This is a genomic window from Actinomadura physcomitrii (assembly GCF_008923205.2).
In the GTDB taxonomy this organism is placed as follows: Bacteria; Actinomycetota; Actinomycetes; order Streptosporangiales; family Streptosporangiaceae; genus Spirillospora; species Spirillospora physcomitrii.
In genome coordinates this window covers 50,481-71,175 of record NZ_WBMS02000024.1, presented here as the reverse complement: position 1 = coordinate 71,175, position 20,695 = coordinate 50,481, and the positions used below count along the sequence as shown (strand labels likewise).

21 protein-coding genes are annotated in these 20,695 nt (G+C 72.0%); 12 read left to right on the top strand and 9 right to left on the bottom strand.

Going from position 1 to position 20,695, the window contains the following annotated elements; genetic code table 11:
- Positions 1-55: 55 nt before the first annotated feature.
- A complete protein-coding gene (locus F8568_RS27675) occupies positions 56-1,480 on the bottom strand; it encodes an aldehyde dehydrogenase family protein (protein WP_151596628.1) in 1,425 nt (474 codons plus the stop codon).
- A 271-nt stretch (positions 1,481-1,751) separates the two neighbouring features.
- Here F8568_RS27675 and F8568_RS27670 point away from each other — a divergent pair, with 271 nt between their 5' ends.
- From F8568_RS27670 to F8568_RS27645, 6 genes are read left to right on the top strand one after another with little or no spacing between them, the layout of a single operon-like run.
- On the top strand, positions 1,752-2,621 hold the full coding sequence (locus F8568_RS27670) for an SIS domain-containing protein (protein WP_151596627.1): 870 nt from the start codon (positions 1,752-1,754) through the stop codon (positions 2,619-2,621).
- Positions 2,621-3,505: a 1-phosphofructokinase family hexose kinase gene (locus F8568_RS27665; RefSeq protein WP_151596626.1), complete on the top strand. Its 885-nt coding sequence runs from the start codon at positions 2,621-2,623 to the stop codon at positions 3,503-3,505. Before F8568_RS27670 ends, F8568_RS27665 begins: the two co-directional genes overlap by 1 nt.
- On the top strand, positions 3,493-4,341 hold the full coding sequence (locus F8568_RS27660) for a class II fructose-bisphosphate aldolase (RefSeq protein ID WP_151596625.1): 849 nt from the start codon (positions 3,493-3,495) through the stop codon (positions 4,339-4,341). The genes F8568_RS27665 and F8568_RS27660 overlap by 13 nt, the downstream gene beginning before the upstream one ends.
- Positions 4,335-5,639, top strand: a complete 1,305-nt coding sequence (gene melA / locus F8568_RS27655; protein ID WP_151596624.1) for an alpha-glucosidase/alpha-galactosidase — start codon at positions 4,335-4,337, stop codon at positions 5,637-5,639. Before F8568_RS27660 ends, melA begins: the two co-directional genes overlap by 7 nt.
- The gene (locus F8568_RS27650; RefSeq protein ID WP_151596623.1) at positions 5,639-6,547 is read left to right on the top strand and encodes a carbohydrate kinase family protein; all 909 of its coding nucleotides are present in this window, start codon (positions 5,639-5,641) and stop codon (positions 6,545-6,547) included. The genes melA and F8568_RS27650 overlap by 1 nt, the downstream gene beginning before the upstream one ends.
- Before the next feature lie 56 nt (positions 6,548-6,603).
- The gene (locus F8568_RS27645) at positions 6,604-7,365 is read left to right on the top strand and encodes a DeoR/GlpR family DNA-binding transcription regulator (protein ID WP_151545349.1); all 762 of its coding nucleotides are present in this window, start codon (positions 6,604-6,606) and stop codon (positions 7,363-7,365) included.
- Between the two features lie 46 nt (positions 7,366-7,411).
- Here the strand turns inward: F8568_RS27645 and F8568_RS27640 are convergent, their stop codons facing one another.
- Genes F8568_RS27640 through F8568_RS27630 form a run of 3 tightly spaced genes read right to left on the bottom strand, consistent with a single transcriptional unit; the run spans position 7,412 to position 10,466 of the window.
- Complete coding sequence (locus F8568_RS27640) at positions 7,412-8,263, bottom strand: carbohydrate ABC transporter permease (RefSeq protein ID WP_151596622.1); 852 nt, start codon at positions 8,261-8,263, stop codon at positions 7,412-7,414.
- Positions 8,260-9,195 (bottom strand): carbohydrate ABC transporter permease, encoded by a 936-nt coding sequence (locus tag F8568_RS27635; protein WP_151596621.1) that lies wholly within the window; start codon positions 9,193-9,195, stop codon positions 8,260-8,262. The genes F8568_RS27640 and F8568_RS27635 overlap by 4 nt, the downstream gene beginning before the upstream one ends.
- Complete coding sequence (locus F8568_RS27630) at positions 9,195-10,466, bottom strand: ABC transporter substrate-binding protein (protein WP_151596620.1); 1,272 nt, start codon at positions 10,464-10,466, stop codon at positions 9,195-9,197. The genes F8568_RS27635 and F8568_RS27630 overlap by 1 nt, the downstream gene beginning before the upstream one ends.
- Before the next feature lie 355 nt (positions 10,467-10,821).
- Between F8568_RS27630 and F8568_RS27625 the strand changes: the two genes are divergently transcribed.
- Entirely contained in the window at positions 10,822-11,766 is a 945-nt protein-coding gene (locus tag F8568_RS27625) for a Rieske 2Fe-2S domain-containing protein (RefSeq protein WP_151596619.1), read from the top strand.
- 4 nt (positions 11,767-11,770) lie between these two features.
- Here the strand turns inward: F8568_RS27625 and F8568_RS27620 are convergent, their stop codons facing one another.
- Positions 11,771-12,649, bottom strand: a complete 879-nt coding sequence (locus F8568_RS27620; RefSeq protein WP_151596618.1) for an NmrA family NAD(P)-binding protein — start codon at positions 12,647-12,649, stop codon at positions 11,771-11,773.
- 113 nt (positions 12,650-12,762) lie between these two features.
- On the opposite strand from F8568_RS27620, the gene F8568_RS27615 reads away from it, so the two are divergent.
- The gene (locus F8568_RS27615; protein ID WP_151596617.1) at positions 12,763-13,827 is read left to right on the top strand and encodes a LysR family transcriptional regulator; all 1,065 of its coding nucleotides are present in this window, start codon (positions 12,763-12,765) and stop codon (positions 13,825-13,827) included.
- On the opposite strand, the gene F8568_RS27610 is transcribed toward F8568_RS27615, so the two are convergent.
- A complete protein-coding gene (locus F8568_RS27610; RefSeq protein ID WP_236009220.1) occupies positions 13,746-14,372 on the bottom strand; it encodes a TetR/AcrR family transcriptional regulator in 627 nt (208 codons plus the stop codon). The two genes, F8568_RS27615 and F8568_RS27610, sit on opposite strands and share 82 nt — an antisense overlap.
- Before the next feature lie 124 nt (positions 14,373-14,496).
- Between F8568_RS27610 and F8568_RS27605 the strand changes: the two genes are divergently transcribed.
- Positions 14,497-15,459: an AurF N-oxygenase family protein gene (locus tag F8568_RS27605; protein ID WP_151596615.1), complete on the top strand. Its 963-nt coding sequence runs from the start codon at positions 14,497-14,499 to the stop codon at positions 15,457-15,459.
- A gap of 23 nt (positions 15,460-15,482) precedes the next feature.
- A complete protein-coding gene (locus F8568_RS27600) occupies positions 15,483-16,973 on the top strand; it encodes an FAD-dependent oxidoreductase (RefSeq protein ID WP_151596614.1) in 1,491 nt (496 codons plus the stop codon).
- Positions 16,974-16,976: 3 nt separating this feature from the next.
- Here the strand turns inward: F8568_RS27600 and F8568_RS27595 are convergent, their stop codons facing one another.
- The 3 genes from F8568_RS27595 to F8568_RS27585 form a co-directional block, all read right to left on the bottom strand.
- The gene (locus tag F8568_RS27595; protein ID WP_160573779.1) at positions 16,977-17,795 is read right to left on the bottom strand and encodes a hypothetical protein; all 819 of its coding nucleotides are present in this window, start codon (positions 17,793-17,795) and stop codon (positions 16,977-16,979) included.
- A gap of 92 nt (positions 17,796-17,887) precedes the next feature.
- Positions 17,888-18,421, bottom strand: a complete 534-nt coding sequence (locus tag F8568_RS27590) for a hypothetical protein (RefSeq protein ID WP_151596612.1) — start codon at positions 18,419-18,421, stop codon at positions 17,888-17,890.
- A 16-nt stretch (positions 18,422-18,437) separates the two neighbouring features.
- Complete coding sequence (locus tag F8568_RS27585; RefSeq protein ID WP_151596611.1) at positions 18,438-18,962, bottom strand: hypothetical protein; 525 nt, start codon at positions 18,960-18,962, stop codon at positions 18,438-18,440.
- A gap of 409 nt (positions 18,963-19,371) precedes the next feature.
- Between F8568_RS27585 and F8568_RS27580 the strand changes: the two genes are divergently transcribed.
- Together F8568_RS27580 and F8568_RS27575 are read left to right on the top strand one after the other, a co-directional pair.
- On the top strand, positions 19,372-20,199 hold the full coding sequence (locus F8568_RS27580) for a helix-turn-helix domain-containing protein (RefSeq protein ID WP_151596610.1): 828 nt from the start codon (positions 19,372-19,374) through the stop codon (positions 20,197-20,199).
- Complete coding sequence (locus F8568_RS27575) at positions 20,196-20,552, top strand: DUF397 domain-containing protein (protein WP_151596609.1); 357 nt, start codon at positions 20,196-20,198, stop codon at positions 20,550-20,552. The genes F8568_RS27580 and F8568_RS27575 overlap by 4 nt, the downstream gene beginning before the upstream one ends.
- The last annotated feature ends 143 nt before the right edge of the window (positions 20,553-20,695 follow it).

Below are 20,695 nucleotides of genomic sequence, written 5' to 3'. Positions count from 1 at the left end.
CCCCGCGCGCCGTCCGCCGAGCCGGTGCCCGCCGCGGCGGGCACCGGCCCCCGCGTCAGGCGTTGTAGCCCATGATGGCCTTGGTCTCGAGGTACTCCTCGAAGCCGAGCGCGCCCCACTCACGCCCGTTGCCCGACTGGCGGTAGCCGCCGAACGGGGCGTTGAAGTCGGGGCCGGCGCCGTTGAGGTGGACGTTGCCGGTGCGCAGGCGGCGGGCCATCGCCTTGGCCCGGTCGGCGCTGCCGGAGATGTAGCCGGACAGGCCGTAGAGGGTGTCGTTGGCGATCCGCACCGCGTCGTCGTCGTCCTCGTAGCCGATCAGCACGAGCACCGGCCCGAAGATCTCCTCGCGGGCGATCGTCATGTCGTTGGAGACGTGCGAGAACACCGTCGGGCGCACGAAGTAGCCGGTCTCCAGGCCCTCCGGCTTGCCGGGGCCGCCGACCTCCACCTTGGCGCCCTCGCCGATGCCCTTCTCGATGAGCTGCTGGATGCGGCCGTACTGCGTGGCCGACACCACCGGGCCGATCCGGGTGGTCTCCTCGCGCGGGTCGCCGACGACGATGTTGCGCGCGGCCTCCGCGGCGATGGCGGCGGCCTCGTCCATGCGCGCGGCGGGGACGAGCATCCGGCTGGGTGCGTTGCACGACTGGCCGGAGTTGGTGCACATGTTGCCGACGTCCCGGGTGATGACGGCCTGCAGGTCGGCGTCGTCCAGGATGATGTTGGCGGACTTGCCGCCGAGCTCCTGCGCGACCCGCTTGACGGTCGGGGCCGCGGCCCGCGCCACCTCGATGCCGGCGCGGGTGGACCCGGTGAACGACACCATGTCGACGTCCGGGTGCGCCGACAGCGGCGCGCCGACGCCGAGGCCGTCGCCGTTGACGAGGTTGAACACGCCCGCCGGGACGCCCGCCTCGTCGAGGATCTCGGCGAACAGGATGGCGTTCAGCGGCGCGACCTCCGACGGCTTGAGCACCATCGTGCAGCCGGTCGCGAGGGCCGGGCCGACCTTGCAGGCGATCTGGTTCAGCGGCCAGTTCCACGGGGTGATGAGCCCGCAGACCCCGACCGGCTCGCGGGCGACCAGGGTGCCGCCGAGCGGGCGCTCGAACTCGAAGTCGGCGAGCACGGCGCGGGCGGTGCCGAGCTGGCCGAGGCCGGCGACCGCCTGCGCGGCCCGCGCCAGCGAGAGGGGTGCGCCCATCTCCTGGCTGATGATGTCGGCCAGCTCCTCCAGCCGCCGGGTGTAGACGGCGACGACGGAGTCGAGCAGGTCGAGGCGCTCCTGCCTGGTGGTCTGGGAGAAGGTCTCGAACGCCGCCTTCGCCGCGGCGACGGCCGCGGCGACGTCGGCGGCGCCGCCCATGGCGATGGAGGTGATCGGCTGTTCCGTGGCCGGGTTCACGACCTCGAGCGTCGTGTCGGTGCGGGGGGCGACCCACTGGCCGCCGATGTAGAACTGCTTGACGTGGTCCACGGGCTTCCTCCGGCAGTGAACTGGCCTTTTCTCGTTGCAGGCTCAACATACGAAACCTGTTCGGTCCGGTAAACGCCCGCCCCGGGCGCGCCGCCGAAACATGGACGGCCGCGCCGCGACGATCCGCTTCCCGCAACGGCGGCGCCGGGTTCCGGCGCGGCGGCGGCATGCCCGGCCGAGCAGGGCGCCGTGACGGACTACTTGCCGAGATGTGCTCATTCTTGTACGTTACTGGCGCATAAGGTGCACAAACGAGCAATTAGGAGCCTCGGTGTCGTTCGTTCTTGAGGAGATCGCGTCGCAGCCGCGCTGCTGGGAGCGCGCCGCCGAGCTGGCGGACGGGGTGGACGGGCTTCCCGCGCGGGGCGAGCGCGTCGCGGTCGTCGGATGCGGCACCTCGCTGTTCGTCGCCCAGGCGTACGCGGCGCTGCGGGAGGCGGCCGGGGCGGGGGAGAGCGACGCGTTCCCGGCGTCGGAGTTCCCGCACGGGCGCCGCTACGACCGGGTGGTGGCGATCTGCCGCTCCGGCACCACGACCGAGGTCCTGGACCTGCTGCGCCGCACCGACCTGCCCACCACGGCGCTGATCGGGGACCCGCGCACGCCGATCATGGACCTCGCCGGCAGCCGCGTCGTGCTCGACTTCGCCGACGAGCGCTCCGTCGTGCAGACGCGGTTCGCCACGACCGCGCTCGCGCTGCTGCGCGCGCACCTCGGCGCGCTGCCCGCGGACCTGATCGAGCAGTGCCGCGCCGCCGTCGAGGCGCCGCTGCCCGAGGGCGCCGTCGAGCGCGGCCAGTTCACCTTCCTCGGCACGGGCTGGACGAACGGGATCGCCAACGAGGCGGCGCTGAAGGTCCGCGAGGCCGCCGGCGCGTGGACCGAGTCCTACCCGGCGATGGAGTACCGGCACGGCCCGATCAGCGTCACCGACGAGCACAGCCTGACCTGGTTCTTCGGGACGCCGCCGGAGGGCCTGCCCGAGCAGGTCGCCGCGGCGGGCGCGCTGGTCGAGGCGTCCGGGGCGGACGCGATGGCCGACCTCGTGCGGGCCCAGCGGCTCGCGGTGGCGCTGGCCGAGGCCAAGGGCCTGGACCCGGACCGGCCGCGCAACCTGACCCGCTCGATCATCCTGTCCTGATGATCCTCACGGTCACCCTCAATCCCGCCTGGGACGTGACCTACCGGGTCCCCAGGCTGACGCCGCACGGCTCGCACCGCGTCGCGTCGGTGCTGCAGCGCCCCGGCGGCAAGGGGCTGAACGTGGCCCGCGTGCTGCACGCGCTCGGCGAGGAGGTGCTGGCGACGGGCCTGGCGGGCGGCGCCACCGGGGCCCTGGTGACCGGCGCGCTGGACGTTCCGCACGCCTTCGCCGCCATCGCGGGGGAGACGCGGCGGACCGTCACGGTCGTCGACACCGACGCGACGATCTTCAACGAGGCCGGGCCGGACGTCCGCCCGGACGAGTGGGCCGCCTTCCAGGAGTCGTTCACGTCGCTCGCCGCCGGGGCGTCGGTGGCGGTGCTGTCGGGCAGCCTGCCCCCCGGCCTGCCGCAGGACGCCTACGCCACGCTGACCCGGCTGGCCCGGGACGCCGGCGCCCGGGTGCTGGTGGACGCGGGCGGCCCCGCGCTGCGCGCCGCCGCCGAAGCACGTCCCGACCTGCTCAAACCCAACGAGGCGGAGCTGACCGCGGCGGGCCTCGACGCGGCGGCCGCCGGTGAGGCCGGCGCGCTGGTCGTCTCGCTCGGCCAGGCCGGCATGGTCGCGGTCACCCCCGCCGGCTGCTTCGAGGCCGTCCCGCACGAGGTCGTCCCCGGCAACCCGACGGGGGCCGGCGACGCCGCCGCCGCGGCGCTCGCCGTGGCGCTCCGCGACGGGACGCCCTGGCCGCGCGCGCTCGGCGAGGCCGTCGCGCTGTCGGCCGCCGCCGTCGCCGCGCCCGCCGCCGGCGAGTTCGACCCCGACGTCCTCCGGCGGCACCGCCGGGCCACGAAGGTGAGGGAGACATCATGCCCCTGGTGAACACGGCCGAGCTGGTGCGGCCCGGCCGCGGCGTCGCCGCGTTCAACGTGATCACGCTGGAGCACGCGGAGGCGATCGTCGCGGCCGCCGAGGAGACCGGACGGCCGGTCATCTGCCAGATCAGCCAGAACGCGGTGCGCTTCCACGGCGGACGGCTCGGGCCGATCGCCGCCGGCACCCGCGCGGTGGCGGAGGGCTCGGCGGCGCGCGTCGCCCTGCACCTGGACCATGTGACCGACGAGGACCTGATGCGCCGGGCCGCCGACCACGGGTTCGGCTCGGTGATGTACGACGGCTCCGAGCACGACTACGACGAGAACGTGGCCCGCACCTCCCGCGCCGCCGGCTGGGCGCACGAGCGCGGCCTCTGGCTGGAGGCCGAGCTCGGCGAGGTCGGCGGCAAGGACGGCGCGCACGCCCCCGGCGTCCGCACCGACCCCGGCGAGGCCGCCGCGTTCGTGGCCGCGACCGGCGTGGACGCCCTCGCGGTCGCCGTGGGCAGCTCGCACGCGATGACCGAGCGCACCGCCGCACTCGACCACGACCTGATCGCGCGGCTGCGCGACGCGGTGCCGGTCCCGCTGGTGCTGCACGGCTCGTCCGGGGTGCCCGACGACGAGCTGCGCCGCGCGGTCGGTCAGGGAATGACAAAGATCAACATCGGCACGGCCCTCAACATCGCCTTCACCGGGGCGGTCCGCGCGAACCTGGACCGGGGGGTCGACCCCCGCCGCTACCTCGCGCCCGCCCGCGACGCCATGCGGGAGCGGGTGGCGCACCTGCTGGAGGTCATCGCGCCCCGTCCCGCCGAGAGCATTGGACGACTCGCATGCTGAACATCGCCTTCGTCGGCGCCGGCTCGGTCGAGTTCACCCGCCAGCTGCTGCGCGACATCTTCTCCTACCCCGAGCTCGGCGGCGTCCGGCTCGCGCTGCACGACATCGACCCCGAGCGGCTGGAGGTCGCCGAGGGCCTGGCCAGGCTGACCGCCAAGGAGCACGGCGCCGCGCCCGTCGTCACCGCGTCGCTGGACCGCCGCCGCGCCCTGGACGGCGCCGACGTCGTCGTCAACATGGTCGCGGTCGGCGGGCACGCCGCGACGCTGAAGGACTTCGAGGTCGCCGCGGAGTTCGGCGTCCGGCAGACCATCGGCGACACCCTCGGCGTCGGCGGCATCTTCCGCGCGCTGCGCACGTTCCCGCTGCTGGAGGGCCTGGCCGCCGACATCCGGGCCGTCTGCCCGGACGCGTGGCTGCTCAACTACACCAACCCGATGGCGATGAACCTGCAGTACCTCGCGGCGATCGCGCCGGAGGTGAAGGCCGCCGGGCTGTGCCACTCGGTGTACTGGACGGTCCGGGACCTGTCGGAGCTGGTCGGCGTCCCGTTCGAGGAGGTCGACTTCCACTCGGCGGGCGTCAACCATCAGGCGTGGGTGCTGAAGTGGGAGCACCGGGGCCGCGACCTGTACCCGGCGCTGGACGCCGCGATCGAGGCCGACCCGGAGCTGAGGCGCCGCGTGCGCGTCGACATGTACCGGCGCTTCGGCCGCTACCCGACCGAGACCAGCGAGCACTCGTCCGAGTACGTCCCCTGGTACCTGAAGGACGCGGCGGAGATCGAGCGGCTGCGCATCCCGGTCGGCGACTACGTGACGATCAGCGAGGGGAACCTCGCCGAGTACGCGCGAGTCCGCGACTGCCTGGCCCGCGGCGAGTACCCGGCGCCGCGCGAGGACGAGGACGCCACCGAGTACGCACCGCAGGTGATCCACAGCCTCGCCACGGGCGAGCGCCGCACCATCCAGGTGACCACCGCCAACACCGGTCTGATCAGCAACCTGCCGGCGGGCGCGGGCGTCGAGGTCCCCGCCACGCTCGACCGGATGGGCGTGCACCCGCACCACGTCGGCGCGCTGCCGCCGCAGCTCGCGGCGCTGAACCGCGCCTTCCTGAACGTGGTGGAGCTGACCGTCGCCGCCGCCGTCGAGGGCGACCCGGCGCACGTCCGGCACGCCGCGATGTGCGACCCGGCGACCGCCGCCGCGCTGCCCGTCGAGCGCATCGCCGAGCTGTGCGACGCGCTCACGGCCGCGCACGGCGACGGGCTGCCCGCCGCGCTGCGGAGGACGTGATGCTGGACCTGCTGGTCGTCGGGGACGCCAACCCGGACGTCCTCGTGCACGGCGCCCCCGACGTCCCGCCCTACGGCCAGGCGGAGACGCTGGTCGGAGGCGGCGTGCTCGCGCTCGGCGGGTCCGCGGCGATCGCCGCGCACGGCGCCGCCCGGCTCGGCCTGGCCACCGCGTTCGCGGGGCTGGTCGGCCGGGACGCCGCCGGCGACTTCGTCCTCGACGCGCTGAGCGGCGCCGGTGTCGACGTGTCCCGCGTCGTCCGGCACGACACGCTGCCGACCGCGCTGACCGTGTGCCTCAACCGGCCCGGCGGCGACCGGGCGATCCTCACCGCGTCCGGCTGCCTGGCCGAGTTCGGGCCCGAGCACGTCCCGGACGTCGCGGCCCGGCACGTGCACGCCGCGTCCTACTTCCTCCAGCCGCGGCTCGCCCGGGCGCTGCCCGGACTGCTCCGCGAGCACCGGGCGTCCGGCGCGACGACCTCGCTGGACACCAACGACGACCCGTCCGGGCGCTGGGAGCTCGCGCCCGGGCTGCTCGCCGCGTGCACGTTCCTGCTGCCCAACGAGGCCGAGGCGATCGCGCTGAGCGGCCGTGGCACGCTCCCCGAGGCGCTGGACGCGCTGGCGGGCGCCGGCTGCGTCCCGGTCGTCAAGCGCGGCGGCGAGGGCGCCGTCGCGCTGCTGGACGGCGAGACGGTGCGCGCGGACGCGCCGTCCGCCGACCCCGTCGACACCGTCGGCGCGGGCGACAGCTTCGACGCCGGATTCCTCGCGGGCTGGCTCGACCGCGGCGACCTCGCCCACGCGCTCGCGCTGGGCGCGGTGTGCGGCGCGCTGTCCACCCGCGCGGTCGGCGGCACAGCGGGCCAGCCTTCGCTCGCCGAAGCACTCGCGCAAATTGCCTGATTATTTCCGGCTGAAACATTTACGTTCGCGCATCCTCAAGACTCTATAATGATCGGATGCGTCAGCAGGACCGCCTTCCCCTCATCCTCGAACGGCTCGCCGAGCACGGCTCGGTCAGCGTCGTCGACCTGTCGGCCGAGCTGCAGGCCTCGCCCGCCTCGATCCGCCGCGACCTGCAGGTGCTCGAGGAGCAGCAGCTCCTCAAGCGCACGCACGGCGGCGCGATGGCGGCCGAGGTCATCTACGAGCTGCCGATGCGCTACCGCGGCGGCCGCAGCCAGGAGGAGAAGCGCCGCATCGCGCAGGCCGCGGTGCGGCTGGTCGACGGCTCGGTGCACTCGGTCGGCTTCAACGGCGGCACCACCATCACCGAGCTGGCCCGGCTGCTGTCCACCGGCCGCGCGCTCAAAGTCGTCACCAACGCCCTCAACATCGCCGCCGACCTGTCCGTGCGGCCCGCGATCGACCTGGTCGTCACCGGCGGCGGCGTCCGCCCCGAGTCCTACGAGCTGGTGGGGCCGATCGCCGACCGCACGCTCGCCGACATCAGCCTGGACCTGGTCTTCCTCGGCGTGGACGGCATCGACGCCGAGGCCGGCATCAGCACCCACGACGAGATCGAGGCGCGCACCGACCACTGCCTGATGCGGGCCACCCGCCGGGTCGTGGTGCTCGCCGACGGCTCCAAGATCGGGCACCGCGCCTTCTCCCGGATCGCCCCGATCGGCGAGGTCGACCTGCTGATCACCGACGCCGGCGCCGACCGCGCCGAGCTGGACCGGATCCAGGCGGCGGGCGTCGAGGTGACCGTGGCCTGAGGCCCCGGCCGCCTCGACGCCCGCGCCCCCGCGACGCCCCGCCGGGCTACTTCAGGCCCGCGGTCGCCACCGACCGCACGAAGAACCGCTGCGCGACGAAGAACAGCACGAACACCGGCAGCTGGCTGATCACCGTCCCGGCCATGAGCCGCGGCCAGTTCGTGGTGTGCGCGCCCTGGAACGTCTGCAGGCCGAGCTGGACGGTCATGTGCTCCGGGCTCTGCACCGCGATCAGCGGCCACAGGAAGTCGTTCCAGGTCTGCAGGAACGTCAGTACCGCGAGCGTCGCCAGCGTCGGGCGCATCAGCGGCAGCATCACCTGGAACAGGATCCGCAGCCGGCTCGCGCCGTCGATCCGCGCGGCCTCCTCCAGTTCGCGCGGCACCGTCATGAAGAACTGCCGCAGCAGGAAGATGCCGAACGCGGTCGCCAGGTTCGGCACGATCAGCGCGCCGAGCGTGTCGGTGAGCCCGAGCGTCCGCACCATGATCAGCGTCGGCAGCATGACGATCTGGAACGGCACCATGAGCGTCGCGAGCACCGCGACGAACAGCGCCTTGCTGCCGAGGAACCGGATCCGCGCGAACGCGTAGCCCGCCAGCGAGCAGAACACGAGGTTCCCGAGCACGCAGCTGACCGACACGATCGCGCTGTTGCCGAGCCAGTGCCCGAGCGGCGCGTCCCGCAGCGCGTCGGTGTAGTTGTGCCACTCGATCCCCGACGGCAGGCCGGGCGGGAACCGCCGCGTCTCCGCCTCGGTGGAGACCGACAGCAGCACCATCCACAGCAGCGGCGTCACCATCACCAGCGCGATCGGCAGCAGGACCAGGTGCAGCGGGCTCGGCCGCCGGAACCGAGGCCGGCGCGCGGCCGGGGCGTTCATCGTCGTCATGCTCATCGGCCCTCGTAGAAGGAGGTGCGGCGGGTGATCGCGAGCTGCGCGACGGTCACCAGCAGGATCACCAGGAACAGCGCGCAGCCGACCGCGGCCGCGTAGCCGCCGTCGAAGTCGACGAACGCCTTGTTGTACAGGTGGTAGACGACGACGGTGGTGGCGCGCAGCGGCCCGCCCTTCGTCGTCACGTACACCTCGTCGAACAGCTGCAGGGAGTTGATCGTCAGCCAGACGACCAGGAAGCCGGACGCGGGCGCCAACAGCGGCAGCTCGACGTGCCGGAACGCCTTCAGCCGGCCGCAGCCGTCCAGCGCCGCCGCCTCCATCAGATCCTTCGGGACGCTCTGCAGCGCGGACAGGTAGATGATGACGGCGAAGCCGAGCCACCCCCACACCGTCATCGCCACCAGCGCGAACAGCGCCTGGTTCGGGTCCTGGAAGAAGCCCTGCTTCGGCAGGCCCGCCTTGGACAGCGCGGCGTTGACCGGGCCGAACTGCGGGTTCAGCAGCCAGTTGAAGATGATCCCGGTCGCGACCGTGGAGGTCACCAGCGGGACGAACACCGCCATCCGGTACAGCGTGATCCCGCGGATCCTCTGGTTGAGCAGCACCGCGATGGGCAGCGCGAGCACCATCGTCAGCGGCACGAACAGCACCGTGTAGATCGCCGACCGCTTCGCGGCGTCCCACATCATCGGGTCCTTGACCAGCTCGGCGTACTTGGCGCCGCCCGCGAACGTGCCGGGGGAGGTCAGGTCGGTGTCCTGGAACGACAGCCAGAACGACCACAGCACCGGCAGCATGCCGAAGATCCCGATCAGCAGGATGGCCGGGGAGACGAACCCCCAGCCCGCCAGGTGCTCGCCGAGCCGCCGCCGCGACCGGCGCCGCCGCCGGTTCTTGGCGGCGGGCGCGGTCAGCGCGGTGGACGCCATCAGGAGCCCGCCAGGATGTCGTCGACCTGCTTGGCGGCGTCGGCGAGCGCGGCCTGCGGCTGCTTCTTGCCGAGCAGCACCGCCTGCACGGCGGTGCCGAGCACCTGCGAGATCTGCGGGTACTGCTTGATGTTCGGCCGCGCCTTGGTGACGTTCTTGCTGAGGTTGTCGATGAACACCTTGTTGCCGGGGTACTTGGCCAGGTAGTCCTTGTAGGCGGGCAGCTTCTCCTCGGACGCGCGCAGCGGCAGGTCACCGGTCTGGGTGGCGTACCGCAGGTGGATCTCCGGGGAGGTCAGCCACTTCAGGAACGCCCATGCGGTCTTCGTCGCCTTCTTGTCGAAGAGCATGTAGTAGTCGGGGCCGGAGATCGTGGCGTGCGTGACCTTGGCGGGCAGGTACTGCACGCCGTAGGAGACGTCCTTGTTGATCTGGCCGAGGTCCCACGGGCCGGTCCACAGCATGCCGACGCGGCCGGAGTTGAACAGGTTGAGGTACTGCTGGTCGCCGGTGTCGAGGTAGACCGACTTGTCGGTGACGGCCATGTCGTGCAGCAACTGCATGGCCTGCCGCCCGGCGGGCGAGTCGAACGCGGCCTTCTTGTTCGCGGAGTCGAGCAGGTCCCCGCCGGCCTGCCAGAGCAGCGCGAGGAAGCGCCAGACGGTGTCCTCGGTGCCGTCGTTGACGTAGGCCCATCCGTACTTGTCGTTCCCCGACAGCTTCTTCGCCGCGTTCCTGAAGTCGTCCCACGTCCAGTCCGGCGTCGGGTACTTCAGGCCGGCGGCGTCGAACATCTTCTTGTTGTAGACGAGGCCGAGGTTGTCGACGAGCGCGGGGAGGCCGTAGATCTTGCCGTCCACCGTGGCGCCCTCGCGGGCCGCCGGGAAGAAGTCGTTCCAGGCGATGTCGGGGCTGCCCTTGACCAGGGAGGTGAGGTCCTGGGTCTGGTGGCGTCCGGTCAGCGCGGTGATCGACGAGCCGTACTGGTAGGCGACCGAGGGCGCCTTGCCGGACACGAAGGACGCGAGGGTCTTCTGCAGGGTGTTGTCGTTGTTGCTAAAGACCGGCTCGACCTTCTGGTCGGGATGGGCGCCGTTCCACTCGCCGACGAGCCTGGTGATCGTCTCGGCCTGGACGTCGGTGTACCCGTGCCAGAAGGTGATCTTCTTCGCGTCTCCGCCGCCGCCCGAGCCGCAGGCCGAGGAGAGGCCGGCCACCAAGGCGACCCCGGTGACCAGCGCGGTGATCCGGCGACCGCTCGGCTGCCTCATGATCGCCTCCAGATGCTCGTGCTCGATTGTGCAGGTTGCGCGGCACTTTAGAACACAATCGCTCATGGAGCAAGGGATCGCGGGACCTCAACGAGGATTGGTGGTCGGTAATCCCGTCAATCGATCACAATGTTGCAATACCGATGCGTGATCGTGCGTGGGCGGCGCTTCTCGCGGCGACCTGCACGTCCGCTTCGTCCGCGTGGTCCTCCGCACCGGCCCCGGCGACGGCCGCCGGGGCGTCCACCTCGCCGCCGTCCGGCGTTTTGCCTCCCGCAGGGCGGATAAGGAGCGGACGAGTGACTTCGTGCGATCGCGGGACGCGACCGTTCTCTTGGGCCCTGGGGAGGCAGTGATGAGCATGCCGCACAAGATGGTGCGACGGCTGGAGCAGGCGGAAGTGCTGGACAAGGTCGCCGGGCCGCTGAGCTCCGCGGTCCAGCGCGCGGTACGGCCGCGCATCATCCGCAACCTGCTCAGCGGGACCTATACGGGGCATGCGCTGCATCCGCCGCTCACCGACGTCGCGATCGGCGCCTGGAGCATGTCGACGCTGCTGGACGCCGTCGGGGGACCGGACACCGAGTACGCCGCCGACATTCTGGCGATCACCGGAGTGGCCGCCGCCGTGCCGACCGCCGTCACCGGGCTGAACGACTGGGCCGACACCCTCGGCGCCGAACGGCGGGTGGGCCTGGTGCACGCCGCGGCCAACGTCATGGGGCTGGCCCTGTACGGGGCGTCCATCGCCATGCGGGCCCGCGGGGACCGCCGCGCCGGCAAGGCCCTCGGCTTCGCGGGCTACGGGGTGCTGGGGCTCAGCGCCTACCTCGGCGGCCACCTGGCCTTCGCGATGGGCGTCAACGTCAACCGCACCGCCTGGCAAGAGGGCCCGCAGGACTGGACACCGGTCCTGGACGAAGGCGAGCTGCCCGACAGCGAGCACCGCACGGTGGAGGCGGACGGCGTGCGGATCATGCTCTACCGGGCGGACCGGGAGATCTACGCCCTGAACGCCACGTGCACGCACATGGGCGGGCCGCTGGACGAGGGCACGATCGCGGACGGCTGCGTCACGTGCCCGTGGCACGACAGCACCTTCCGGCTCTCCGACGGCGGCATCGTGCGGGGCCCCGCCAGCTCGCCGGAGCCCCGCTTCGAGGTGCGCGTCCAGGACGGCCGCATCGAGGTCCGCGTGCCGCCGGCGGGCGCGCCGGCCCGCAAGGCCGAGGGCGCGCACGCCGGCGCGGGCGAGCGGATGGGCCGGGCGGCCCGGCGCCGGATGGCGCGGGTCTCCTGAACGGTCAGCCGAGGACGGCCGGCTTCAGCTCCTCCTCGCACCACTGGCGGAAGGTGGTGGGCGAGGCGGTCTCCGGGGTGCGCGGCACGGCGTCGTCGAGACCGTTCTCCTTGGCCACCACCATCTCGGCGAGCCCCTGGGCGTTCGCCTCCGACACCCCGCGCGCGAGCATGCTCTCCTTGAACGCCTCGACGGAGACCCGCTGGTAGCGGACGGTCCGGCCGAGCACCTCGGACATGATCCGCGCTATGTCGTCGTTCGACAGGTCCTCCGGGCCGAGCACCGGGACCTCGCCGCGGCCCGTCCACGACGGGTCGAGCAGCAGCTTCACGGCGGCGTCGGCGATGTCGCGGCAGGCGCACGTCGGCAGCTTGCGGTCCGCCGGGAGCGCCGAGAAGAACACGCCTTGGTCCCTGATGCTGCTCACCTGGCCGAGCATGTTGTCCATGAAGGTGGGCAGCGCCAGCGCCCGGTAGTGCACGCCGGTGCCCGCGATGAGGTCGTCCATCGCCAGCGTCGCCGTCACGTGCCCGGCGTCGGGGAGCACGCCGCGGCCGAGGGCGGAGACGCCGACGACCCGCTGGACGCCCTGGGTCTTGAACGCCTCGCAGGCCGGCCCGGCGAAGCGGGAGTAGATGTCGTCGAGGCTCTCGGCCCGGTGGTCCGGGGGCGCGAGCCAGAAGACGGTGTCGGCGCCGGCGAACGCCTTTGCCACGACGTCGGCGTCGCCGTGCGAGCCCTCGACGACCTCGGCGCGCTCGCGGACCTCGGCGGGCAGCCGGGACGCGTCGCGGACGATCAGCCGGGCGGGTGCCCCGGCGGAGAGCACGCCGTCGACGACCCGCCGGCCGATCCTGCCGGTGGGCGTGGTGATGACGATCATTAGGTCTCCAGAGGTGAGGGGCCGGCGCCGCGGCGGCGCCGGTACCGACCAGTCAAGCCGCGGCCGCCGCGCGGCTGAAGGATCGATCCGGTCGGCATTGATACCCTGGGGATATGAATGACCTGGAGTCGCGGCAGCTCAGATACTTCGTCGCCGTCGCCGAGGAGCTGAACTTCGGCCGCGCCGCCGAGCGGCTGGGCATGGCGCAGCCGCCGCTGTCGCGGGCGATCCGGGAGCTGGAGCGCGGTCTCGGCGTGCGGCTGTTCGAGCGCACGACCCGCCAGGTCAGCCTGACCCCGGCGGGCGAGGTGCTGCTGCGGGACGCGCGGACCGCGCTGGAGGCGATCACCGCCGCCGCCCGGCGGGCCGCGCACGCCGGACGGCCCGCGCCGGAGCTGCGGCTCGCGCTCAAGGCCGACTTCGACGCCGGGCTGCTGCCGCAGTTCCTCGCCGCGTACCGGCGCGAGCCCGAGGCGATCCCGGTGGAGCTGGTGCTCGGCGGCCGGGGCGACCAGGAGGCCGCGCTGCGCGACGGCCGCGCGGACGTCGCGGTCCTCCCCGAGCTGACCGACGGCCGCGGCCTGGACGTCGAGCCGCTGCTGACCGAGCCGCGGCTGGTCGCGCTGGCCGCGTCCGACCCCCTCGCCGCCCGTCCGTCGCTGTCGCTGGCGGACCTCGCCGGCCGGGTGCTGCCCGACGGCAGGCCCGCGGAGCTCGGCGGCCCGCCGCCCGGCCCGGGCGGCGCCGGGCTCGGCGCTCCCGGGCGGCCCGCGGCGGGCGGGCCGTTCGCCGGGAGCCGGCGCCCCGTCCGCGACCTGACGGAGCTGTTCAGCCTGGTCGAGCTGGGCGGCGTCATCTGGTTCGTGCCCGTCTCGATCGCGCGGCGGCACGCCCGTCCCGGCATCGCCTACCGGGCCGTCCGCGACCTGCCGCCGGCGGAGTTCTGCGTCGTCTGGCCGCAGGACTGCCGCTCGCCGGCCGTCGCCGCGTTCGTCCGCGCGGCCACCGCCGTCGCCGCCGCCGCGCAGCCCGTGATCGACGCGCAGCCGCTCGACATGGCCGGCCCGGCGGGCCCGGCGTGGCCGACGGACTCCGGTCAGCCGGCCGACGCCGCCGGGGCGGCGCCCTCGCCGCGCCCGGGCAGCAGCGTGACGAACCCGGTGACGGCGCGCAGGTAGCGCCGCAGGTCGTCGGGGTCGTCGGCGTCGACGCCCGCGCTGTTGACGAAGACCAGCGACAGCACGACGCGGGTCAGCACGTCGATGAGGACCGGCACGTCCACCGGCGGCAGCTCGCCCCGGTCGATCTTGTCCTGGACGACCGGCGCGGCGAGGGCGGTGACCCGCGCGACGGTGATGTCGGCGCGGACGGTGAACCACGGCAGCACCATGTCGGGGACGTCCCGGACGGCCGCCGACAGCAGCGGGTGCGCGCGGGCCCGGCCGATGAGGAAGGCGAGCAGGTCGGCGACGTAGTCGGCGTCCCAGCGCGCGGCGTCGATGAGCGGCACGGCCTCGGCGAGGTAGGCGGTGAGCTCGCGCTCGATCAGCGCTTCCTTGATCTCGTCGAGGGTGCCGCCGTACTTGTACAGCGTCGGTCGCGACACCCCGGCGCGGCGCGCGATCGCCGACAGCATCCGGTTGGAGGTGAACCCGCCCTCGGTCAGGCACGCGGCGGCGGCGTCGAGGATGCGGGCGTGCATGTCCCCGTCGTGCCTCGGCATGGGCCCCATTTTATGGCCGGTCTCCCGGGTCTATGGCCGGGCCCACACCGCGCCCCCATTGACCCGGTGAGCGGCCACTGTTTACAGTTCCCATAGGAAGTGTAAACGATCTAGGAGGTCCCCGATGGCACAGGTGACCGAGTACCGCGAGTTCCTGCGGACCCTCTCCAACGGGTCCGTCCACCGCCGGTTCGACCCCTACCTGGACATCGACTGGGACTCCCCGGACTTCGCCATCGACCGGTCCGACCCGCGGTGGATCCTGCCCGACTGCGACCCGCTCGGTGCGCACCCCTGGTACCAGGCGCAGCCGGACGAGAAGAAGATCGCGATCGGGCTGTGGCGCAGCGCCAACATGCAGAAGGTCGGGCTGAGCTTCGAGAGCGTCCTCATCCGCGGGATGATGCAGTACGCGATGAAGCTGCCCAACGGCTCCCCGGAGTTCCGGTACTGCCTCCACGAGATGACGGAGGAGTGCAACCACATCCAGATGTTCCAGGAGCTGGTCAACCGCACCGGCGTGGACGTGCCCGGCATGAAGGCGCCCTACCGGGCGACGTCCTCGCTCTGGCACCTCGCCGCCTACGCCCCGGTCATCTTCTTCATCGGCATCCTGGCGGGCGAGGAGCCCATCGACCACTTCCAGAAGGACGTCATCCGGGACGGCGCCGCGCGCCCGCCCGCGCTGCTGCGCACCATGGAGATCCACATCGCCGAGGAGGCGCGGCACATCTCGTTCGCGCACCGCTTCCTCAACGAGCGCGTGGCCCGGCAGGGCAAGGCCGGCAAGGGCGTCACCTCGGTCGCCTTCCCGCTGATCATGCGCTGGCTGGCCGGCGCGATCATGGCGCCGCCGCGGCAGTTCGCCAAGGAGTTCGAGATCCCGCGCAAGGTGATGCGCGAGGCGTTCTGGCAGCGCGAGGAGTCCAGGGCGATCCTGCGCGGCTACTTCGGCGACGTGCGGATGCTCGCCGAGGAGCTCGGCCTCATGAACCCCGCCTCCCGCAAGGTCTGGGAGCTGTGCCACATCGACGGCAGGCCGTCCCGGTACCGCGGCGAGCCGCACCGCCAAGCACACGCCGCCTGACTCGGTTAGGAACCACCCCCGCCATGCCCCACGTGGTCACGCAGTCCTGCTGCGGCGACGCGTCCTGCGTCTACGCCTGCCCGGTGAACTGCATCCATCCCACTCCGGACGAACCGGACTTCGACACGTCCGACATGCTCTACATCGACCCGGTCGCCTGCGTCGACTGCGGCGCCTGCGTCACCGCGTGCCCGGTCGACGCGATCGTCCCGCACGACCGGCTGCCGGAGTCGCAGGAGCCGTTCGTGCCGATCAACGCGGCGTTCTACCGGGACGGACGGGTCCGGCCGCTGCTGGCGCCGCACACCCCGCCGCTCACCGTGCCCGCGGGACGCGAGCCGCTCGACGTCGCGATCGTCGGGACCGGACCGGCCGCGATGTACGCGGCGGACGAGCTGCTCACCGTCCCCGGCGCCCGCGTCACGATGTACGAGCGGCTGCCCGTCCCGTACGGGCTGGCGCGCACCGGCGTCGCCCCCGACCACGTGAAGACCCGCCAGGTCAGCGACCTGTTCGACCGGATCGCGGCGCAGGACGGGATCCGGATCGTGCACGGCGTGCAGGTCGGGCGCGACGTGACGCACGAAGAGCTCCTCGACCGGCACCACGCGGTGGTCTACGCGGTGGGCGCGTCCGCCGACCGGCGCCTGGACGTCCCCGGCCGCGACCTGCCGGGCACGGCGACCGCCACCGAGTTCGTCGCCTGGTACAACGGCCACCCCGACCACGCCGGCCGCCGCTTCGACCTGTCGCACGAGCGCGCCGTCATCGTCGGCAACGGCAACGTCGCGCTCGACGTCGCCCGCATGCTGACCGCCGACCCCGAGCGCCTGGCCGGCACGAGCATCGCCCCCCGCGCCCTGGACGCGCTGCGCGGCAGCCGCGTCGAGGAGGTCGTCATCGTCGCCCGCCGCGGCGTCGCGCACTCGGCCTTCACGCTGCCGGAGCTGGTCGGCCTCATGCAGGTGCCGGGCATCGACCTGGTGCTCGACTCCGCCGACCTGGACCTCGACACCAGCGGCCTCGACCACGCCGCCGCGCGGAAGACCGAGCTGCTCCGCGAGCTGGCGGAACGGCCCGCGGCGGGGAACGGGAAACGGATCGTCTTGCGGTACCTGGCGTCACCCCTCGCCATCCTCGGCGACGACCGCGTCCAGGGCGTCGAACTCGTCCGGAACGCCTACGCCGCCGGTTCGAGTGATCGGGTCGAGCCGACGGGCGAGCGCGAGACGCTCGACGCCGGGCTGGTGCTCAGCTCGATCGGCTACCGGGGGACCGCCGTCCCCGGCGTCCCGTTCGACCAGGCCCGCGCGGTCATCCCCAACGCCGGCGGCCGGGTCCTGACCGAGCCGGGCGGCGCCGTCCTGCCCGGCGTCTACGCCACCGGCTGGATCAAGCGCGGCCCGACCGGCTTCATCGGGACCAACAAGCAGGACGCCATGGAGACCGTCCGTCACCTCGTCGAGGACTACGCGCAAGGCCGCCTGCGCGCGCCCCGCCCGAGCCTCGTCTGACCGTCAGCTCACCCGGTGCCGGATACGCCAGAGCCCGAACGCCGCGAGGAGCCCGGCGAGCAGGTCGTAGACGATATGCATGAGGTGCGCATAGCCCTGAGCGGCCGTCACCGCTCCCTTGTAGGACAGCGCCGCGGCACCGAGTGAGGCGGCCGGCAGCCACCACATGCCGGGCTCGTCATACACGGCGGCGGCCGAGACGAGCGCGCACGCCAGGAAGCTGTAAGAGAGGTTGACGGAGGTGTCGAGCGTGTCGCGCGCAGATCCCACCGCCGAAGCCAGAGGGCGGGACAACTGCGGGTAGATGCGCGGCCACGACGCGAGCGTCGCGAGTCCGTACCGCTCGCCGGCACGGAGTTCGCCCGCACGTAGCGCGTTGCCGAGAGCGGTCGGGAGCAGGACGTCGAGGGGCGGGAGGGCGGCGAGGCGGTGTTCCGCATTGGCGCGGACGCGCTCTCGCGCGGAACCGTCCCCCATCGGGGAGCCGCTGTCGCGGCGCGGCCGACGTCGGCCCGTTCCGCGGGCCCTGGCGTCGATCGCCCGCCATCTGCGCCGCTGGTGCCCGATGAGGACGTCCGCCAGACGCGCGGTGAGAGTCCAGCGGTCCCAATAGCCCTCGAACAGGCGAACCGCCCGGATCTGGAACGGGTGCAGTACCAGGCCGAGGACGGCGGCGCCCGCGCCGATGACGAGCACGGAGGTCGCGGTACCGGCCAGGGTCTGCGGGACGATCTCAACCCATTGGCCGCGTCCGGAAAAGGCGTGCGCCCGCAGCAGCGCGCAGAGCCAGGTCAGGAGGACCGCGTGCGGTGCGAAGCCCACCGACAACGCTCGCCGCAACGGTCCCGCCTTTCCCAGCAGTCACACGAAGACAAGTATCGCTTCGTGCGATCACGCGGCAAGGACGGGCGCCCTCAGCGGTGCCGGTCGGCGATCGCCATCGCCCACGCGTAGAACGCGGCGGGTTCACCGAGGTCGGCCTGCAGACCGGGGTCGACGACAGGGGCGTTGGCGGCGTGGAGGAGATCGAAGAGGCCGAGGTAAGCCCACGCCCAGACCATGGCGTCGAAGTTGTAGGCGAGCATGAGCGGAGTGAGGCGCCGCCGGATCGCCGAGACCTCGTGAGCAGCGAACCCGGCATCGCGCAGCCGGTCGAGGGTCGCCGATTCCTGGTCGGGGGCGATCCGAGTGTCGAGGAACGGTTCGAGCAGGTCCTCCCAGACGTCCGGCCGGGCCACTCGCTCGATCCCATGGCGGCGGCAGAACGCCTCGAGATCGGACTTCCGTTCGCGGGGCACGAACAGCGTCTCGCCGAGGACGGTCCGGATCTCGGGCACGATGGCCGTCCAGTCGGCATCACGGATCCGAGCGGGCGTGACCTTCCCCCTGGGGTGCACGGACGCACCGCGAAACTCGTAGCCCAGGAAACTGATGTGGTCCTCGTCCATGCGCACCTCCACCCGCTCAGGATGCCGTGGCAATGATCTGTACGAGGTCGCCGGGGTCGGATGCGTTGGCCAGGCGCCAGCGGGTGCCGCCTGGGATGAGCGCCCACCACTCACCGGTGTAGGCACCCCACCAGCAGACGACATCCGGGAAGCGTCGTTGCAGGTCGGTGATGATCGTCGCGTGCTCGGGTCGAATCGGCGGATGGAAGCTCGTCTTCGGGGCCTGAGCGATCTGCCGGTGGCGCGATCGGGCGGCCTGGATCGCGGCCACGTACGGGGTGTGAATGCGGGCGATCCTCTCCGCTGCCTGAAACGGCTTCGTGTGCGGCGCCAGGTTCTCGCCCATGCTGGACCGGTACCACCATGTGCCCGCCTCGGTTCCCGGCACGAGCATGATGCCCTCCCCGAGGTGCGGTACGTCGCGGTCGTAGACGTGCAGGACCGGCCTCTGCCCCTTGTAGATGGGTACGACCGTCCATCCTTCGCGGACGAGTTCCTTAGCGAGACGGTCAAGCGCGTCCGTGATTTCATCCGGTGTCATTACCACTGTGCCCAACCGTTGGGCTCGGACGTCGTTTTGCTGGCTGCCTTAGCGCGTTCTATGTCCAACGCCTTACGAAGGTCCTCCGCGCTAGTGCGCACAACGGTCGGGTATACGCCGGCCGTAGGGTCATGCAGTGTCGCGACCCAGTCGCCTAGTAGGCCGTCATGGCGTGTCGCACGCCAGATGCGGTGCCCTTGATAGTCCGCGCGTAGCTCGGCCAAGGCCTGGTCGGCGGGGTCGACAGGCGTTTCCATGATCGTTCGACTTTCTTCTCTGATTTCTCTCCGTAACCACTCCCCATCTTGCGGTAATCGGGTTATGGTCTGGAAGAGCGAGAAGCCCAACGCCAGAAAACCCCCGGCGGCCGGTAGGAAAATCGCCGCCTTTTCGGATCTTGGAGTCTGCCATGCCTCGCCGTCCGCGCGACCCCGGTGTGCCCTCGTCCCCGACCGAATACTTCGGCACCGAGCTGCGCGCCTATCGGGAAGTCGCCGGGCTGTCCCGCCCGCAACTCGCCGAAAAGCTGGGATACACCCCGCAACGGATCGGCCAGGTCGAGTCCGGCCAAAACGGACCCTCCGAAGACTTCGCCAACGACTGCGACACATGCTTCGCCACCAACGGGACATTCCACCGCATCTGGGAATGGATGCAGCGCTTCGGTCGCCTCGCCGTCCTCCCACCCGGCTTCCCCGACTTCATCGAACGGGAGCGCGAGGCAGAGGTGATGCACATCTTCGAGACGATGGTCATCACCGGTCTCTTCCAGACCCCCGAGTACGCCTGCGAGGTGCTCAAGGAGGGGAGAGGGCAGCAGGATGCCGAGCAGCTCGTAATGACACGAATGGAGCGGCAGGAACTTCTCGTGCGGGAGAGGCCGCCCTACATAGTGGCCGTCTTCGATGAAGCCGCCATACGGCGCCCGATAGGAAACGCCGAGGTGATGCAGGAGCAGATTCGTCGGCTGATAGAGGTGTCCGTGATGCACAACATCACCGTGCAGATCGTCCCGACCGGCAGGGGGGCTTACGCTGGCCTTCCCGGCTCGTTCACGATCATGGAATTTGCTGACGAATCAGGCGTGGCGTATGTCGATGGCTACTTGGGTGCACAGCTCATCGACCATGTCGACGCCGTCCGAACCTATGGGATACAGTTCGATTTGATCAGGGGTGCGGCGATGTCCGCCGACGACTCCCTGGGTCTACTCCGAGCAATCTTGGAGAGCCTATGACGCACCAAGCCCCAGCGACAGGGTGGCGAAAGAGCACTCACAGCACTGACACTGGTGGGGCGTGCGTCGAAGTCGCGCCGGTGCTGTTGCGCTGGCGTAAGAGCAGCCACAGTGACAACACGGGCGGCCAATGCGTGGAGGTGGCGTCCATGGTTCCGGTGTCGGAAGCAGAGTGGCGGAAGAGCAGTCGGAGTACTAACACTGGTGGTCAGTGCGTCGAGGTGGCCGATCTGGCGTCGGCGGTGGCGGTGCGGGACTCGAAGGACCCGGACGGGCCGATGCTCGTCTTCGGAGCGTCCGCCTGGTCCGCGTTCGCGGCCCGCGCCAAGGGCGGCCATCTCGACCTGACCTGACCCAGCTCACCCGGAGGCCCCGGTCCGTCCACGTCGGCGGGCCGGGGCTTTCCGCATCCCACCCCTTCGTTGAGTTGCGGGGGGGGGGGGGGGGGGGGGGGGGGGGGCGCCCCCCGCCCCCCCCCCCCGGGGGGGGGGGCGCG

Excerpts from the sequence above, each read along its gene's own strand:
- F8568_RS27630 (WP_151596620.1), bottom strand. The coding sequence starts at position 10,466 with ATGAGGCAGCCGAGCGGTCGCCGGATCACCGCGCTGGTCACCGGGGTC.
- melA (WP_151596624.1), top strand. The coding sequence starts at position 4,335 with ATGCTGAACATCGCCTTCGTCGGCGCCGGCTCGGTCGAGTTCACCCGC.
- F8568_RS27620 (WP_151596618.1), bottom strand. The coding sequence starts at position 12,649 with ATGATCGTCATCACCACGCCCACCGGCAGGATCGGCCGGCGGGTCGTC.
- F8568_RS27645 (WP_151545349.1), top strand. The coding sequence starts at position 6,604 with ATGCGTCAGCAGGACCGCCTTCCCCTCATCCTCGAACGGCTCGCCGAG.
- F8568_RS27575 (WP_151596609.1), top strand. The coding sequence starts at position 20,196 with ATGACGCACCAAGCCCCAGCGACAGGGTGGCGAAAGAGCACTCACAGC.
- F8568_RS27610 (WP_236009220.1), bottom strand. The coding sequence starts at position 14,372 with ATGCCGAGGCACGACGGGGACATGCACGCCCGCATCCTCGACGCCGCC.
- F8568_RS27605 (WP_151596615.1), top strand. The coding sequence starts at position 14,497 with ATGGCACAGGTGACCGAGTACCGCGAGTTCCTGCGGACCCTCTCCAAC.
- F8568_RS27660 (WP_151596625.1), top strand. The coding sequence starts at position 3,493 with ATGCCCCTGGTGAACACGGCCGAGCTGGTGCGGCCCGGCCGCGGCGTC.
- F8568_RS27615 (WP_151596617.1), top strand. The coding sequence starts at position 12,763 with ATGAATGACCTGGAGTCGCGGCAGCTCAGATACTTCGTCGCCGTCGCC.
- F8568_RS27585 (WP_151596611.1), bottom strand. The coding sequence starts at position 18,962 with ATGACACCGGATGAAATCACGGACGCGCTTGACCGTCTCGCTAAGGAA.
- F8568_RS27600 (WP_151596614.1), top strand. The coding sequence starts at position 15,483 with ATGCCCCACGTGGTCACGCAGTCCTGCTGCGGCGACGCGTCCTGCGTC.
- F8568_RS27590 (WP_151596612.1), bottom strand. The coding sequence starts at position 18,421 with ATGGACGAGGACCACATCAGTTTCCTGGGCTACGAGTTTCGCGGTGCG.
- F8568_RS27665 (WP_151596626.1), top strand. The coding sequence starts at position 2,621 with ATGATCCTCACGGTCACCCTCAATCCCGCCTGGGACGTGACCTACCGG.
- F8568_RS27635 (WP_151596621.1), bottom strand. The coding sequence starts at position 9,195 with ATGGCGTCCACCGCGCTGACCGCGCCCGCCGCCAAGAACCGGCGGCGG.
- F8568_RS27625 (WP_151596619.1), top strand. The coding sequence starts at position 10,822 with ATGAGCATGCCGCACAAGATGGTGCGACGGCTGGAGCAGGCGGAAGTG.
- F8568_RS27640 (WP_151596622.1), bottom strand. The coding sequence starts at position 8,263 with ATGAGCATGACGACGATGAACGCCCCGGCCGCGCGCCGGCCTCGGTTC.
- F8568_RS27650 (WP_151596623.1), top strand. The coding sequence starts at position 5,639 with ATGCTGGACCTGCTGGTCGTCGGGGACGCCAACCCGGACGTCCTCGTG.
- F8568_RS27580 (WP_151596610.1), top strand. The coding sequence starts at position 19,372 with ATGCCTCGCCGTCCGCGCGACCCCGGTGTGCCCTCGTCCCCGACCGAA.